The 15,849-nt window shown below is 76.3% G+C and carries 7 protein-coding genes; 3 read left to right on the plus strand and 4 right to left on the minus strand.

What is annotated here, in order from left to right; all coding sequences use genetic code 11:
- The first annotated feature begins 211 nt into the window (after window positions 1–211).
- Together GTY84_RS11460 and GTY84_RS11465 are read left to right on the plus strand one after the other, a co-directional pair.
- Window positions 212–2,410 carry a CDP-glycerol glycerophosphotransferase family protein gene (locus GTY84_RS11460; protein ID WP_161226071.1) on the plus strand — a complete coding sequence of 733 codons (2,199 nt, stop codon included), beginning with the start codon at window positions 212–214 and terminating at the stop codon, window positions 2,408–2,410.
- Window positions 2,407–4,131, plus strand: coding sequence for a glycosyltransferase family 2 protein (locus GTY84_RS11465; RefSeq protein WP_161226072.1), 1,725 nt, complete (start codon window positions 2,407–2,409; stop codon window positions 4,129–4,131). Before GTY84_RS11460 ends, GTY84_RS11465 begins: the two co-directional genes overlap by 4 nt.
- A gap of 76 nt (window positions 4,132–4,207) precedes the next feature.
- Here the strand turns inward: GTY84_RS11465 and GTY84_RS11470 are convergent, their stop codons facing one another.
- The 4 genes from GTY84_RS11470 to GTY84_RS11485 all read right to left on the minus strand — a co-directional run bounded on the left by GTY84_RS11470 (window position 4,208) and on the right by GTY84_RS11485 (window position 13,723).
- Complete coding sequence (locus tag GTY84_RS11470) at window positions 4,208–5,749, minus strand: hypothetical protein (protein ID WP_161226073.1); 1,542 nt, start codon at window positions 5,747–5,749, stop codon at window positions 4,208–4,210.
- Between the two features lie 218 nt (window positions 5,750–5,967).
- On the minus strand, window positions 5,968–10,911 hold the full coding sequence (locus GTY84_RS11475; RefSeq protein WP_161226074.1) for an NAD-glutamate dehydrogenase: 4,944 nt from the start codon (window positions 10,909–10,911) through the stop codon (window positions 5,968–5,970).
- A 1,577-nt stretch (window positions 10,912–12,488) separates the two neighbouring features.
- Window positions 12,489–13,157: an HAD family hydrolase gene (locus GTY84_RS11480; RefSeq protein WP_161226075.1), complete on the minus strand. Its 669-nt coding sequence runs from the start codon at window positions 13,155–13,157 to the stop codon at window positions 12,489–12,491.
- A gap of 59 nt (window positions 13,158–13,216) precedes the next feature.
- The gene (locus GTY84_RS11485; protein WP_161226076.1) at window positions 13,217–13,723 is read right to left on the minus strand and encodes a hypothetical protein; all 507 of its coding nucleotides are present in this window, start codon (window positions 13,721–13,723) and stop codon (window positions 13,217–13,219) included.
- A 316-nt stretch (window positions 13,724–14,039) separates the two neighbouring features.
- Here GTY84_RS11485 and GTY84_RS11490 point away from each other — a divergent pair, with 316 nt between their 5' ends.
- Window positions 14,040–14,690, plus strand: coding sequence for an Rv3235 family protein (locus tag GTY84_RS11490; RefSeq protein WP_161226077.1), 651 nt, complete (start codon window positions 14,040–14,042; stop codon window positions 14,688–14,690).
- Window positions 14,691–15,849: the final 1,159 nt, after the last annotated feature.

Genomic DNA, 15,849 nt, shown 5'->3' on the forward strand with positions numbered 1-15,849 from the left:
CGCCGGTCGCCGGTCGCCGGTCGCCGGTCGCCGGTCGCCGGTCGCCGGTCGCCGGTCGCCGGTCGCCGGTCGCCGGGGCGGATGCCCGGTCGCGGGGGCGTAAACGCGCTCTCCCCCGTCCGGCCCCCTCCGCCCGCCGTTTTCACCCCATTGGTGCCACTATGGCCGGACAGGAGTGCCGGGAGCGACGACGGCGAAGGAGGGCACCGCGATGCCCGAGACCCCCGAACTCAGCGTCATCGTCCACGGTCCCGACGTCCGGGACCGGCTGCCCGCGCTGCTCGGCCCCCTGGCCGCGCACCCCGTCCCCGGCACCGAGGTGGTCGTCGCGGCGGTCGGGGACCGGGCCCGGGAGGCGGCCGGGGCGCACACCGGGGCCTTCACCGTGGTGCCGCTGCCGGAGGGGACCGGCGACGGGGCGGCCCGCGCGGCGGGGGCGGCCCGCGCCAGGGGCCGCTGGCTGCACTTCGTCCACGCCCACGACGGGCTGCCGCCCGGCGCCCCGGCCACGCTGGCCGGACACGCCGCCACCCTCCCCGGCACCGCCGACGTCCTCCTCTTCGACCACGTCCGCAGCACCTGGAACGCCCGGGACCTGCCCTCTCCCGACGGCCCCCGCCTCGCCCGCGCGGGCCGCGACGCCCTGGCCCTGGACGAGCGCCCGGCCCTGCTGCGGACCGCCCCGGCGCTCGGCAACCGCGCCGTGCGCGCCGCCTTCTGGCGGACCCACACCCGGGCGCTGGCCGACGAGGACGAACCGTTCGCCGCGCTCGCCGCCCTGCTGCTCGCGGACCGCGTCGCCTGTCTGCCCCATCCGCTGCACGAGGCCCACCGGCCGCGCGCGCGGAGCCTGCCGCCCGCCGCCGCGCTCCCCCGCGACCCGGTCGACCGCTACGAGCGCCTGTTCGCCCTCGTCCCGGACCGCGCCGCCGTCCGGGGCGCCCTCTACGACCTCATGCTCCACGACTGCCTGCGCCACTTCGCCCGCACCGTGCCGCCGGGCCCCGGGGCCCGGGAGTTCTTCCACCGCGCCGCCCTCGCCGCCCGGCGCCACCGCCCCGAGGGGCACCGCGGCCCGGCCGGCTTCGAGGGCCTGCGCCGGAGCCTGCTGGAGCGGGACGCCCACACCGAGTACCGGGCCCTGCGCACCGCCAACGGGGCGCGCCGCCGGGCCGGTTCGGCGGTGCGCTCCGCCCGGCGCCGGGCGAGCGCCCTGCGCCGCGAGCACCGCTACCGCCGGGCGCTCGCCGCCCCCCTCGACCCGTGCCTCGCCGTCTTCTCCGCGTACTGGGACCGGGGCGCCGCCTGCAACCCGGCGGCCATCGCCGCGGAACTGGCCCGGCGCGCGCCCCACGTCCACCCGGTGTGGGTGGTCGGCGCGGCGCACACGGCCCTGCTGCCGCCCGGCACCGACCACGTCGTCCCCGGGACCCGCCGGCACGCCGAGGTGCTGGCCCGCGCCGCCTACCTCGTCAACAACGTCAACTTCCCGGACTCGGTGGTCAAGCGCCCCGGCGCCGTGCACCTCCAGACCCACCACGGCACCCCGCTCAAGCGGATGGGGCTGGACCAGATGCCCTATCCGGCCGCCGCCCGGGGCCTGGACTTCGGGGCGCTGCTGGACCGCGTCGACCGGTGGGACTTCAGCGTCTCCGCCAACGGCCACTCCACCCGGGTGTGGGAGCGCGCCTACCCGTCCGGCTACACCTCCCTGGACCACGGCTATCCGCGCAACGACGTGTTCTACCGCGCCGGGGCCGCCGAGGTCCGCGCGGTCCGCGAGCGGCTCGGCATCCCGCCCGGTCACCGCGCGGTGCTGTACGCGCCCACGCACCGCGACTACGAGGCCGGCTGGATTCCGCGCCTGGACCTGGCCGCCCTCACGGAGAGGCTCGGCGAGGGAACGGTCCTGCTGGTGCGCGGGCACTACTTCCACGCCGCCGCCGACACCCCGCTGCCCCGCCCGCGTCCCGGCGGCCGGATCATCGACGTCTCCTCCTACGCCCCGGTCGAGGACCTGTGCCTGGCCGCCGACGTCCTGGTCACCGACTACTCGTCGATCATGTTCGACTACGCCAACCTCGACCGGCCCATCGTGATCCACGCCGACGACTGGGAGACGTACCGCGCCACCCGGGGCGTCTACTTCGACCTGCCGGCCGGGGCACCGGGCCCGGTCGCCCGCGGCCAGGACGAGCTGACCGAGCTGCTCGCCACGGACGCCTGGCGCGACGGGGCCGCCGCCGCGGCCCGGACCGCCTTCCGCCGCCGGTTCTGCGAGTACGACGACGGACGCGCCGCCGAGCGCGTGGTGCGCAGGGTCTTCCTCGGCGAGGACGAGCAGGCGCTGCCCCCGGTGCTCCCGCTCAAGGAGCGCACCCCGGCCCCCCGTCCCGAGGAGGTCGCATGACCCCGGACGCCACCGCCCCCCGTGCCACCGCCCCCGCCGCGCCGGGCACGGCCGGCCCCGGCACCCTCCCGGACGTCACCGTCACCGTCATCGTCCACAACGACGCCGGGCGGCTCCCGAGGGCCGTCGAGTCCGTGCGCCGCCAGACCCACGCCGGGCTGGAGATCATCATCAGCGACGACCACTCCACGGACGCCACCCCCGAGGTCACCCGGGAGCTGGCGGCCCGCGACCCCCGGATCGTCCTGCTGCGCCTGCCCGAGAACAGCGGGGGGTGCAGCGCCCCGCGCAACCGCGCCCTGGAGATCGCGCGGGCCCCGTACCTGATGTTCCTCGACAGCGACGACGAACTGCCCGAGCGGGCCGTGGAGGTGCTGCTCGCCGCCCATCGCGCCCGCGACCTGGACTTCGCGATGGGCGCCGTCGAACGGGTGCGGACGGACACCGGACGGCGCACCACCTGGATGCCGCACCTCGTCGCCGAGCACCGCACCCTCGACGGCATCGGCGACGACCCCCGGCTCCTCTTCGAGCACCTGGCGACCAGCAAGATGTACGCCCGCGCCTTCCTCGACCGCCACGCCCTGCGCTTTCCCGAGGGCATCCACTACGAGGACCAGTTGTTCTCCGCGCGGGCGTACTGCCTGGCCAAGACCTTCACCATCGTCCCGGAGCCGGTCTACCGCTGGTACGTGGCCCCCTACGCCGACTCCCGCGCCGCCTCGATCTCCAACCAGCGCGACCGGCTCGCCAACGTCCGCGACCGGGTCCGCGTCCAGCGGCTGATCGACGCCTTCCTCGCGGAGAACGGGCACCGGGCGCTGCGCGAGGACAAGGACTTCAAGTTCCTCAAGCACGACTTCCGGATGTACGCCGGTGACCTGCCCCACCGGGACGACGCCTGGCTCGCCGCCTTCACCGACGTCATGGCCCCCTACCTGGACACGCTCTCCCCGGGCGCCTTCGAGCGGCTGCCGCGCGCCGAACGCGTGGTGCTCCGGCTCGTCCGCGACCGCCGCCCGTCGGACGCCCGGACCGCGGCGCGCGGCCTGGGCCACCCGGTGGCCCCGCGCCGGGTGACGGCCGGTCCGGACGGCCGCGTCTACTGGGGCGACGCGGTGCCCGCCACCGAGGAGGCCCGGCGGGACCTGGACCTGACCGACCTCGACCTGAGCGGCCGCCCCTTCTTCGACGCCCTGCTGCGCCACGAGATCACCGCTCTCGAACCCGGCCCGGGAGCCGTGCTCCGCCTGTCGGTGCGCACCTACGACCCCGGTCTGCGGCTGCCGGTCGGCCCCTGCCGCGCCACCCTGCTCGTCACGCCCGGCGGGGGCCGCCTGACCGCCGTCCTCCGGCTGGGCCCGGTGCGCCCCGGCGTCTTCGAGGGAACCGCCCTGCTCGACCTGGCGGCGGCCCGGCTCCCGCTCCAGGGCTTCGCCGGGGAGCGCCACCCGGTGCTGCGCCTGCACCGGCGGGGGCGCACCCACCAGGGCATCCTGCTGGCGCCGCTGGACTTCCCGGCCCTGACCGCCGTCGTCCCGTACCGCGCGGGCCTCGCGCCGCACCGGGTCACGGTCTCCCCGGAGGGCCACAACCCGGACCGCCTGCGGATCCGCTGGGACCCGGCGGGCCCGGTCCCGGCCGTCCTCGCCCCGCTCGCCCGCCGCGTCGACCCCCGGCTGAAGCGGGCGGTACGGCTCGCCGCGCGGGCCCTGCGCTGACACCGGTCGGGCCGGGGGGCGCCCGGGGCCTTCGCGCGCGGCGCGGGCGTACCGGCGCGCCCGGGAGGGACCCGGCTCACCTCCCGCCCGGCACCCGGTACAGCACCTCCCCGTCCGGCCCCCGGGCCACCTCGCGCAGGCCCTCCGCCCCCCGGAGCCCGCCCCGGTCCACCACCCACCGCACCGCGTACGCCCGCTCCACCGCCCGCCGGGTCCCCGCCGCCGTACCCGGCGCGAAGTACCGGCGCACCGCCTCCGTCCGCTCCGGCGCGTCCGGGAGGAACACGTCGGGGTACCCCGGCGCCACCGTGTACGCCCCGTAGGCCGGGACCTGCCGGGCCGCGCCCGTCCGCGCCATCACCACGTCCCCGTACCGCACCCACGGGGTGATCCAGCCGTACCCCCGCCAGGGCTCCCGGTACTTCTCCCGCACCGTCGGCGGCAGCGCCTCCGGCCCGGTCACGTACCCCACCGTCCCGGACTGCGCCCAGGCCCCCACCGCCAGCGCCGCCGCCACCGCGCCCACCGCGACGGCCGACGCGCCCGCCGGTTCCCGGCCCCGCCGCGACCACCACCGGTGCCCCGCCTCCGCGGCCAGCAGGGCCGCCGCGAGCTGCGCGGGGACCAGGGCCGCGGGCAGCGCCCGCCCCCACGACCAGTGGCCGCTCAGCCCGCCCGCCGCGAACACCGCCGCCCCCAGCGCGAAGAACACCACCAGGACGTCCCGCCGGTCCCGGCGCAGGCGGACCGCCAGGGCCGCCACCCCCACCAGCACCAGCCAGTACCGCCCGGCCAGGTCCCGGTAGAGGGACCGGTGCGCCGCCTCCAGCCCGTCCGTCCCGAGCAGCGCGAAGACGTCGTAGTACGGCCAGGCCCACAGCACCGCCAGTCCGGCCGCCAGTCCGGCCGCCGCCCGCGCCCACACCCGCCGCCCGCACCGCGCCGCGACCAGCGTCGCCAGCGCGCCCAGCGAGGCGACGACGCCGGAGAACTGGTGGCAGAGCACGATCACCGCCCACAGCACCCCGAGCCCCGCCCAGGCCGCCCACCCCGGCGGCTCCCGCACCGCCCGGGTCAGCCACGCCCAGAAGTGGAAGGCCAGCCCCAGCGCCAGCACGCTCGGATACGCGGCCGTCAGCGCCAGGGAGTGCAGCCCGGCGAACCCGCTCCAGTCGACCGGCGCGGTCCCCCACAGCAGCACCAGGCAGAGCAGGGCCAGCGGGGGCGCCGACGGCCGGTCGCTCAGCGTGCGGACGTACCGCCACACGCCCGTCACCAGCAGCGCCAGCCCGGCCACCGCCCCGATCCGCAGCACGGTGAAGACCTGCCAGCCGGTCACCCGGGCGAGGAGGCCCAGCAGCACGGTCCACGGCGAGTAGTACGGGCTGGGAACGTCCGCGTCCACCAGCGGACTGCCGGGACGGGTGAGGCCGTGCCGCAGCCGCTCCACGGTCGCCGCGTGCATGCCCAGGTCACCGGCCCACGGCAGCACGAGCACCACCAGGAGCAGCAGGAGCACGACGAGCGCGGCGGCGGCCCGGCAGACGGCCGCCGGAAGGACCGCGGCGCCCCCTTCGCGCGGCGGTGCGGTGCGCGTCGTCGCGGTGCGCCCGGTCACGCGGCCACTCTATCCGGGATGCCCCACTTCCTCCCCATGTCCGATGCGCCCTCCGGGGCCGCGGCCGGGTGCCGGAGGGCGGGAGCCGGGCGGCCGGTGGCGGCGGCCGGTGCCGGGCGCGGGCCCGCGCCCGGCCGGTCCCGGAACGACGGGGGCGCCCCGGGCCGAAGGGGCCCGGGGCGCCCGTGCGCGTGCCGCGCGGTCGCGCGGCGGTGCCGTCAGGAGTGCGTCCGCAGCAGCGTCCGCATCGTCCGCATGGCCACCGACAGGTTGGAGAGGTCGAACTCCTCCGAGTTCTGGATCTCCTCCAGGGTGGTGCGGGCCCGGCCCAGGATCGCCGCGTTGTTCCGCTCCCAGACCGCGAACCGCTCCTCCGGCGTCGCCGTCGGGTCGCCGGCCGCCAGCACGTCGGCGGTGAGCGCCGCCTGCGCCGCGTACAGGTCCTCGCGGATCGCCGCGCGGGCCATGGACTGCCAGCGGTCGTCGCGGGGCAGGTCGCTGATCCGGTCCATCAGCTTGGTGATGTTCAGCCGGTCCGCGAGGTCGTAGTAGACCTCCGCCACGTCCAGCGGGTCGCGGCCCATGCGGTCGGCGACCGAGACGATGTCCAGCGTCGGGAAGGCCGAGGAGAACCCGGCCACCCGGGTGGCCGTCTCGTCCGGGACCCCGGCACCGGTCAGCTCGTCGTACAGGTGCTGGTACCAGGCGGCGGCGGCACCGCGCAGCAGCTTCGGCAGCCTGTTCCAGACCTGTTCGACGCGCTCGGCGAAGAAGTCGACCGTCTCCGCCAGCTCCAGCGGCTGCGGCCGGTTGTTGAGCAGCCAGCGCGTGCCCCGCTCGACCAGCCGCCGCGAGTGCAGCCGGATACGGGTCTGCAGCTCGGCGTCGACACGGGTGTCGAGCGCCTCGACCGCGTCCCACACCGGGGCGGAGCGGAAGATCGCCCGCGCCGCGGTCTGGGCCCGCACGATCTCCTCCAGCGAGGCGCCGGTCTCCTCGCGCATCCGGTGCAGATACGTCGTACCGCCGGTGTTGACCGTGTCGTTGACCAGGACGGTCGTGGTGATCTCGCGGCGCAGCGGGTGCCCGTCGATCGCCTCGGTGTACTGCCTGCGCAGCGCCGTCGGGAAGTAGGCGTGCAGCAGGGTGCGCAGGTACGGGTCGTCGGGCAGCGAGGTGCGCAGCAGCTCCTCGGCCACCGTGATCTTGGTGTACGCCAGCAGGACGGCCGTCTCGGGCCCGGTGAGGCCGTGGCCGCCGGCCAGCCGCTCGCGGATCTGGCGGTCGGTGGGCAGGAACTCCAGGGCGCGGTCCAGATGGCCCTCGGTGACCAGGTGGCGCATGAAGCGCTGCTGGGCGTGGACCATCTCCCGGGACTGGGCCAGGGCGTTGGCGATGGCCGTGTTCTGCGCGTAGTTGTTGCGCAGGACCAGCGCGCCGACCTCGTCGGTCATCTGCGCGAGCAGCTTGTTGCGCTGCTTGACGGTCATGTCGCCGTCCTTGACGAGACCGTTCAGCAGGATCTTGATGTTCACCTCGTGGTCGGAGGTGTCCACGCCCGCGCTGTTGTCGATGGCGTCGGTGTTGATCCGGCCGCCGGTGCGGGCGAACTCGATGCGGCCGAGCTGGGTCATGCCCAGGTTGCCGCCCTCGCCCACGACCCGGGCGCGCAGGCTGCCGCCGTCGACGCGGATGGCGTCGTTGGCCTTGTCGCCGACGTCGGCGTTGGACTCGGCGGACGCCTTGACGTAGGTGCCGATGCCGCCGTTCCACAGCAGGTCCACCGGGGCCGTCAGGCAGGCCCGCATCAGGTCCGCCGGGGTCATCTTGGTGACCTTGCCCTCAAGGCCCAGGGCCTCGCGGATGTGGGCGTTGACCGGGATCGACTTGGCGGAGCGCGGGAAGACCCCGCCGCCGGCCGAGATCAGATCGGTGTCGTAGTCCGCCCAGGAGGAGCGGGGCAGCTCGAACAGGCGGCGGCGCTCGGCGTGGGCGGTGGCCGCGTCCGGGGTCGGGTCGATGAAGATGTGCCGGTGGTCGAAGGCGGCGACCAGGCGGATGTGCTCGCTGAGCAGCATGCCGTTGCCGAACACGTCACCGGACATGTCCCCGATGCCGACGACCGTGAAGTCCTGGCTCTGGGTGTCCACGCCCAGCTCCCGGAAGTGCCGCTTCACGGACTCCCAGGCGCCGCGGGCGGTGATGCCCATGCCCTTGTGGTCGTAGCCGGCCGAGCCCCCGGAGGCGAAGGCGTCCCCGAGCCAGAAGTTGTAGGACTCCGCGACCTCGTTGGCGGTGTCGGAGAACTTCGCGGTGCCCTTGTCGGCGGCGACGACGAGATAGGTGTCGTCCTCGTCGTGGCGGACCACGTCGGCCGGGTGGACGACCTCGCCCGCCACCATGTTGTCGGTGATGTCGAGCAGCGCCGAGATGAAGGTGCGGTAGCTGGCGACGCCCTCGGCGAGCCAGGCGTCCCGGTCCGCGTTCGGGTCGGGGAGCTGCTTGGCGACGAAGCCGCCCTTGGCGCCGACCGGCACGATGACGGTGTTCTTCACCATCTGCGCCTTGACCAGGCCGAGGATCTCCGTGCGGAAGTCCTCCCGGCGGTCCGACCAGCGCAGTCCGCCGCGGGCGACCTTGCCGAAGCGCAGGTGCACGCCCTCGACGCGCGGCGAGTACACCCAGATCTCGAACGCGGGACGCGGCGCGGGCAGGTCGGGGATGGCCCGCGGGTCGAACTTCATGGAGACGTAGTCGTGCGGACCGCCCTCCCGGGACTCCTGGAAGAAGTTCGTCCGCAGGGTCGCCTTGATGACGGTGAGGAAGGAGCGCAGGATGCGGTCCTCGTCGAGCGAGGCGACCTGGTCGAGCGCCGCGTCCAGCTCCTCCAGCAGGGCGTCCACGATCTCGTGCCCGGCGCCCTGCCGCTCCGGGGACATCCGCGCCTCGAACAGGGAGACGAGGAGCCGGGTGGTGTGGACGTTGTCGCGGAGGGTGTCCTCCATGTAGTCCTGGCTGAAGGTCGAACCGGCCTGGCGGAGGTACTTGGCGTAGGCGCGCAGCACCATCGCCTGCCGCCAGGTCAGCCCGGCGCTGAGCACCAGGGCGTTGAAGCCGTCGTTCTCCGCCTTGCCGGTCCAGGTGGCCGAGAAGGCGTCCTGGAACCGCTCGCGGGCGTCGGCGCCGAGGTGCTCGGCGCCGCCGGCCTTCTGCTCGGGCATCCGCAGCCCGAAGTCGTAGATCCACGCCGTGGTGCGGTCGGAGCGGCGCAGCTCGTAGGGCCGCTCGTCGGTGACCTCGACACCGAGGCGGCTCAGGACGGGCAGGACCTTGGAGAGGGAGACCGAGCCGCCCGTCTGGTAGATCTTGAAGCGGCGCTCGGCGGGCGCGGCGCCCACCGGCTCGTACAGGCTCAGCGCGAAGGGGTGGCCCTCGTCGAGCCGCTCCAGGTGCGCGAGGTCGGCCACCGCGGAGCGCGGCCCGTGGTCGGCCTTGTAGCCCTCGGGGAAGGCACCGCCGTAGCGGCGCAGCAGCTCCGCGGTGCGCTCCTCGCCGAACTCGGCGTGCAGCGCCTCGGCGAAGCCGTCGGCCCAGGACCGGGCGGCGGCGACCAGGCGGGACTCGATGCGCTCCCGGTCGGCGTCGGACAGGTGCGGCAGCTCGGTGCCCTGCGGGACCCGGACCACGAAGTGCAGCCGGGACAGGATGGACTCGGTGTTCCAGGCGGTGAAGTCGACGTTGGTGCCGCCCAGCTCCTCCTTGAGGATGTCGACGATCCGCAGCCGGACACCGGTGGTGTACCGGTCCCGGGGGAGGTAGACGAGGGCCGAGTAGTAGCGGCCGTAGTCGTCCTGGCGCAGGTAGAGCCGCAGGCGGCGGCGTTCCTGGAGGTAGAGGACCGAGGTGGAGATGGCCTGCAGCTCGTCGACCGGGGTCTGGAACAGCTCGTCGCGCGGGTACGTCTCCAGGATCTGGAGCAGGTCGCGGCCGTCGTGGCTGTTGGGCGAGAAGCCGGCCCGCCGCAGCACCTCCTCCACCTTGCGCCGGATGACCGGCACCCGGCGGACGGACTCGGTGTAGGCGGCGGAGGAGAACAGGCCGAGGAAGCGCCGCTCGCCGACGACGTTGCCCTGCTCGTCGAACTTCTTGACGCCGACATAGTCCAGGTACGACGGCCGGTGCACGGTGGCCCGGCTGTTGGCCTTGGTCAGCACCAGCAGCCGGTGCTCGCGGGCCTTGGCCCGGGCGTCGGCGGGCAGCCGCTCGAAGGACGGGCTGACCGGGTGGCTCTCGTCGGTCGCGTGGTGCGGGTCGGAGCGCAGGATGCCGAGGCCGGTGCCGGCGACGGCGGCGAGGGAGTCGTCGTCGCGGAGCTCGTACTCGCGGTAGCCGAGGAAGGTGAAGTGGTCGTCGGCCAGCCAGCGCAGCAGCTCACGGGCCTCCTCGGCCTCCTGGGGCGCGAGGTCGCCGGGCGCGGGCTCCTCCACCAGGCCGTCCGCGATGCGGACGGCCGCGGCGCGCATCTTGCCCCAGTCCTCGACGGCCTCGCGGACGTCGTTGAGGACGCGCAGCAGATCGGCGGTGATCTGCTTCAGGTCGCCGCGGTCGGTCTCCCGGTCGATCTCGACGTGGATCCAGGACTCGACGTGCGCGTCGTGCGGCAGATCGTCGGACGGCGGCTCGGTGAGCACCTCGACCAGCCGGCCGGCGACGTCGCGCCGCACCACGATCTGCGGGTGGACGACGACGTGGATGCCGCGGCCCTGGCGGGTCAGCTCGTTGGTCACCGAGTCGACCAGGAACGGCATGTCGTCCGTGACCACCTCGACGACGGAGTGGCTGCAGGTCCAGCCGTTCTCCTCGACCGTCGGGGTGTGCACCCGCACGTTGGCGGTGCCCTGCGGGCGGTTCTCCGCCAGCCGGTAGTGCGAGACGGCCGCTCCGAAGACGTCGACCGGGTCGCGGTCGGAGAGGTCCTCCGGCGCGGTGTGCCGGTAGTAACGCCTCAGGAACGCGAACACGGATGCGTAGTCCGGGATGCCGCCCGGAGTGGCCTCGTCCGTCGTCCCAGTCGGTAGGTGCCCCCCGACCGGGCTGTTCTCAGCTACCCGCGCGGCCCGTTCGAGCAGCTCGGCCTTGGCTTCGTCCAGCTTGGTCTGCATTGTCCTCTGGCTCCTGTCGCGCGCCGTTGCGCGACGTAGATGGAAGTACGGTCTCCGGCCCCGCGGCGCGGTGCCGGAACACGGGGTGTCCGGTCCGTTCCGACGCTATGCCGCTCGGCGGGATGAGCGGGGGCATATCGGCCGATGTCGCCGCTCCCCCGGAGTGTGACATCGCTCTCGCCGTCACCGTCCGGGGGGTCCGCGGCGGCCGTCCGGGGGCCCTCGGCACCCCGTCCCGCCCTTGGGGACCAGCGACCGCCGCCCGGTCACGGATGTGTTCCGTGCGCTCCGGGCGCGGGGCAGGGGCGACGGTGCCCCCGCGAGCTATCGCGCTGATCACGCCACCAGGCTATCGCTCCCGGAGGGCACTCCGTCATGTGCGGCATCCGCACAGAATCCCCGCCGGAACTCTGTCGCTCCGCACACCTCATCCGCACATCCCGCACACCCGGAGCGCGGGGCTACCCCGAGGCGCACCGGCCCCGCGGGCAACCGCCCCGGCACCTCCGGCGACCACGGCCACCACCACGGCGCACCGCGCGGGACGGGACCGGTTCCGCGCGGGACGGGGGCGGGACGGGGCGGGATCGGCCGTGCGGGACCGTGCGGGATCGGCCGCCCGGGATCGGCCGCCCGGGATCGGCCGCCCGGGATCGGCCGCCCGGGATCGGCCGCACGGGGTGGTACGGAACCGGCCGTGGCGGACCGGGCACGACGCTCCGTGCGGGAGCGGCTCCGTACGGGAGCGGGCAGGGCGGGCCGTGCGGGAGCGGCCCGTGCGTGACCGGGCGGGATCGGCCGCCCGGGACGGGATGCCCCCGGCTCCCGGGCACGCGCCGGACGCACGACCCCCGTCACGGGCCGGGAACCGGCCCTGCGCGCCCGTACGGCCCGGCCGGCGCACAAGTCGTCCGGTTCGCCGGCTCAGGGCGGCAGGGCGGGCGCCAGGGGCCTCGGCGGGCACTCGCGGTTCCCGGGGCAGGTCACCGGGGGCGGATTCGGCCGCGGCAGTCCCGACCCGCGGTCACGGGAGGAAGACGGGAGCCGGGCCCCGCCGCGCTCAGGACGGCGGGACGGCCCCGGGGAGCACCTCCGGAAGACGGGATCGACGGGGTCGGACCCGGCCACTGCGGCCCCGGACCCGACCGGGCCGGGCACCGCGGCCGGGCGCCACGCCGCCGAGGCGCACCGAGCGGGACGCCACGGATTCGGCCGCGGCAGTCCGGGCCCGCGGTCACGGGAGGAAGACGGGAGGCAGACCCCGCCGCGCTCAGGACGGCGGGACGGCCCCGAGGGGCGCCTCCGGAAGACGGGATCGACGGGGCGGACCCGGCCACTGCGGCCCCGGACCCGACCGGGCCGGGCACCGCGGCCGGGCGCCACGCCGCCGAGGCGCACCGAGCGGGACGGGCCGCTCGGGACGGTGCGGTCGTGCGATGGCGGCGGGACACCGGAGCGGCGGCGGTGCGACGCGGGTGCGGGAGCCCGGGGGTGCGGGGGCCCGGGGGCGCCGGGCAGCGGTGGGACGGAAGCGTGGTCCGGACGCCGGCGGGCGGCCCGCGCCCGGCGGCGGGGCGTCAGCGCCCGGCCAGCCGTTCCGCCTCGGCGACCGCCTCCCCCAGCGTGTCCACCACCGGCACCCCGACGCCCTCCAGGCTCGCCCGGTGGTGCGAACCCCCGGTGTAGAGCACGGCCCGCGCCCCCGCCGCCAGCGCGGCCACCGCGTCGTCCGCCGCGTCGCCGATGACGACCGTCCGCCCCGGCTCCACCCCGTCCAGCGCCGCGAGGTGGCGCACCATGGAATCGGCCTTGCTGACCCCGGAGGGGCCCCTCCGCCCGTCCACCCGGGTGAAGTGCGACTCGATCCCCATGCCCCGCACCAGCGGCACCAGGTCGTCGTGCCCGTACATGCTCAGGATCGACTGGCTGCGCCCCGCCGACCGCCATCCGGCGAGCAGTTCCGCCGCGCCGTCGGTGAGCCCGCAGCCCGCCCGGTACTCGGTGTAGTGGCGGTGGAAGACCACGTCCATGACCTCCCACTCGGCCTCGGTGGGCAGCCGGCCGAGCAGCCGTTCGTAGAACTTGGGCACCGGCACGCAGTACAGCGCCCGGTACCGCTCCAGTGTGATCGGCGCCATCCCGATCTCGGCGAAGGCCGCGTTCGTCGCCGCGATGATCGCCTCGTTGTCGTGGAACAGCGTGCCGTTCCAGTCCCAGACGATGTGTGCCCCTGTCCGCGTCCGCATGCCCTCCAACGTACTCGCCGGCCCCGGCGGTGAGGAGGGGCCCGGACGGCCGGAAACGATCAGTCCCCGGAGCCGACCAGGCCGGGGATCTCCTGTGTCGCGAACCAGAGCAGCTCGTGCTCCTCGGCCGCGTCCACCAGGCGCCCCGCCGCGCCGTCCCCGCCGTCGGCCGCGGCGAGCGCCCCGGCGGCGGCGGCCACGTCGGGCCCGGCGCCGGGGTCGTCGGCGTGCACCGCCGCCACCCTGTCCAGCGCCACGTCCCCGGTGACCCGCACCGCGCCCGGCGCGTCCGCTCCGGCCCCGGCGTCCGCCACCGCGGCGTCGGGCACGTCGGCCGCGACCACCACCCGGCGCCGCGCGGCTTCCGCGTCCCCGGCCAGCAGCCGCAGGGAGGCCAGCGCGGCCCCGCCCAGGGCGGCGTACTCCAGCTCCTCGACGTCGTCGGTGCGGCACCAGGCGCGCAGCCCCGGGGTGACGGCGTAGGCGGCGAGCGGCCCGGTCCCCAGCCCGCCCGTCCGGTACGCCTCCGCAAGGCCGGAGAGGGTCAGGGGGACGTAGACGCGCATGGTGGCCGCTTTCCTGGTCGGGACGGGACCCCGGGGCCGCCCAAGGCGCCCCGGCGGGGCTTCAGGATACGTGCGGGCGTCCCCTTTCGGGTTTCCGCGCCCACCCTCCGAACGTCCACCCGGCGCCCCGGAACTCACCCGGCCCGCCCCCGGCGTTACGGGCCCGACCGGTGCCCTCGTCACTCGGACCGGTGAATCCCGGACCGCGCCGACCCGCCCTCCAGCCTCCTTGCCGCCACCCCCCGCCACCCCGTACAAGATCCACGACCACGAAGTTACCGCCCGGTATGTCACGGGCCGCCGAACGGGGAGTTCCATGCGCAAGGTCATGACCAGGACCCAGCTCCGCCCGCCCCTCGCCCCGCCCGCCCCCGTCTCCCCCGGGCCCGCCGGGGCCGTCCCGCCCCGGCGGCCCGGCGGCAGTGCCGTCCGGGCCACGGCGCCCGGCGGGCGTCCGCCCGGCTCACCCGGCCGGGGCGCGCGCTCCCGCACCCGGCCGGCGGACACCCGCCCGGCGACGGCGGCCCCGGGCGCCTCCCGCACCCCGCCCCGCGCCCCCTCCGGCGGCCCGTACGCCGTGCCGTCCGGCGTCCCGGCGGTGCCCCGGGTCCCCGAGCAGTCCCCGCGCCGTCCGGTCGCCCGGATGCGCCCCACGGACCACTTCGCGGAGCTGCTCCTCGACGTGCTCAGCGGGCGGCGCCCGGTGCACGCGATGCTCCGGCACACCGTCGGCCGCGCCTACGACGAACTGGCCCTGCTGGCGGAGCACGGCCCCCTGCGCACCCGGGGCGGCGCCCGTCCCGTCGTCCGCGACATCGGCTTCTTCGAGCCCCGCCCCGGCGCACTGGAGGTCTTCGCCCGCATCGGCGCGGGCGACAGGGTGCGCGCCATGGCCTTCCGGCTGGAGCGGGGCCAGGACCTGCGCTGGCGCTGCACCGCCGTCGAACTCGGCGGCCCCCGGGGCTGACTCCCGCGGGGGCCACGGCGAAGGGGGAGCCCGGGGCGCGGGCCCGCGCGGCACGGCGCAGACATCCGGGGCCCCTACCCGCGGACACGGCGGGGGATCGGGCCCGGCAGTGCCCCGCGAGCACGACCGGGGCGCGGACCGGGCAGGGCCCGGCGAGCACGACGGAGGCGCCGGACCGGCAGTGCCCCGCGAGCACGACGGAGGCGCGAGCACGGCGGGGCGCCGGGCACGCGGGGGACACGGGCCCGGCACCCGCTGCGGGGCACGGACCGTGCCGGGCCTCACGGGTACGGGTCCCGCCCGCGGCGCGTACCGGAGCGGGCAGGGCGAGGCGGGAGGCGGCGAGGGCGTGGACGTGCGGGACGGCCGGGGGCCGACGGGCCCCGGAGAGCGGCCCCAGGGGGGACCACGCCGGTAGCCGGACGGGGTTGGCGCCACGCCGTGAGGGGGCCACGGCGGCGGGTTCATGGAGCAGGCCCCGGGAGAGCCCGTACGTGCGCGCCACGCCGTAGGGCGGCCCGGGTGGCGCCAGGGAGCGGGCCCCGGCGGGAGCCCGCATGTGCCCGCCGCCCGGCAGCCGCGAGGCACCCCGACCCGCCCGGCGGCTCCGCCTCCCCCGCGACACCGGGCCGGGCCCGGTAACCCGCCGGGAAGTCCCCCGCTCAGCGCGCGTGGACTGCCCCGCCACACGGCCCGTGGACCCCGGGGTGGCCCGGGAGGCGGTGCGGCCGGGCGGGTGGGTGTCACACCGCAGGACAGCCGGGGCGGCGGGCCAGGCTTCCCGGACCCGCACACGCGAAAGGACCGGGCACGCCAAGGCCCACGCGCGCGAAGGGACCGGGCACGCGAAGCACCACGCACGCGGAACGCAGGACATCCGGCGGCCACACACGCGTGACGGCCGGACACGCGTGACGGCCGGACACGCCGGAGCACCGGGCACCCGGCAGCCGAACCCATGGACGGGATAGGGCGCGCCAAGGCCCACACACGGGGAGCGGCCGGGCCCGCGCCGGAGTGCCCGGCACCCGGCACCCGGGAGGCGCACACGCGGAAGGGACGGACACCCGAAGGACCACGCACGCGGGAGCCGCCCGGCACCCGGAGGTCTGACGCACGCGGGGCGCGCCCAGAGGCGTCACGCACGCGGTGCCGCCCC

This window comes from Streptomyces sp. SID8352 (assembly GCF_009862265.1).
Lineage (GTDB): Bacteria > Actinomycetota > Actinomycetes > Streptomycetales > Streptomycetaceae > Streptomyces.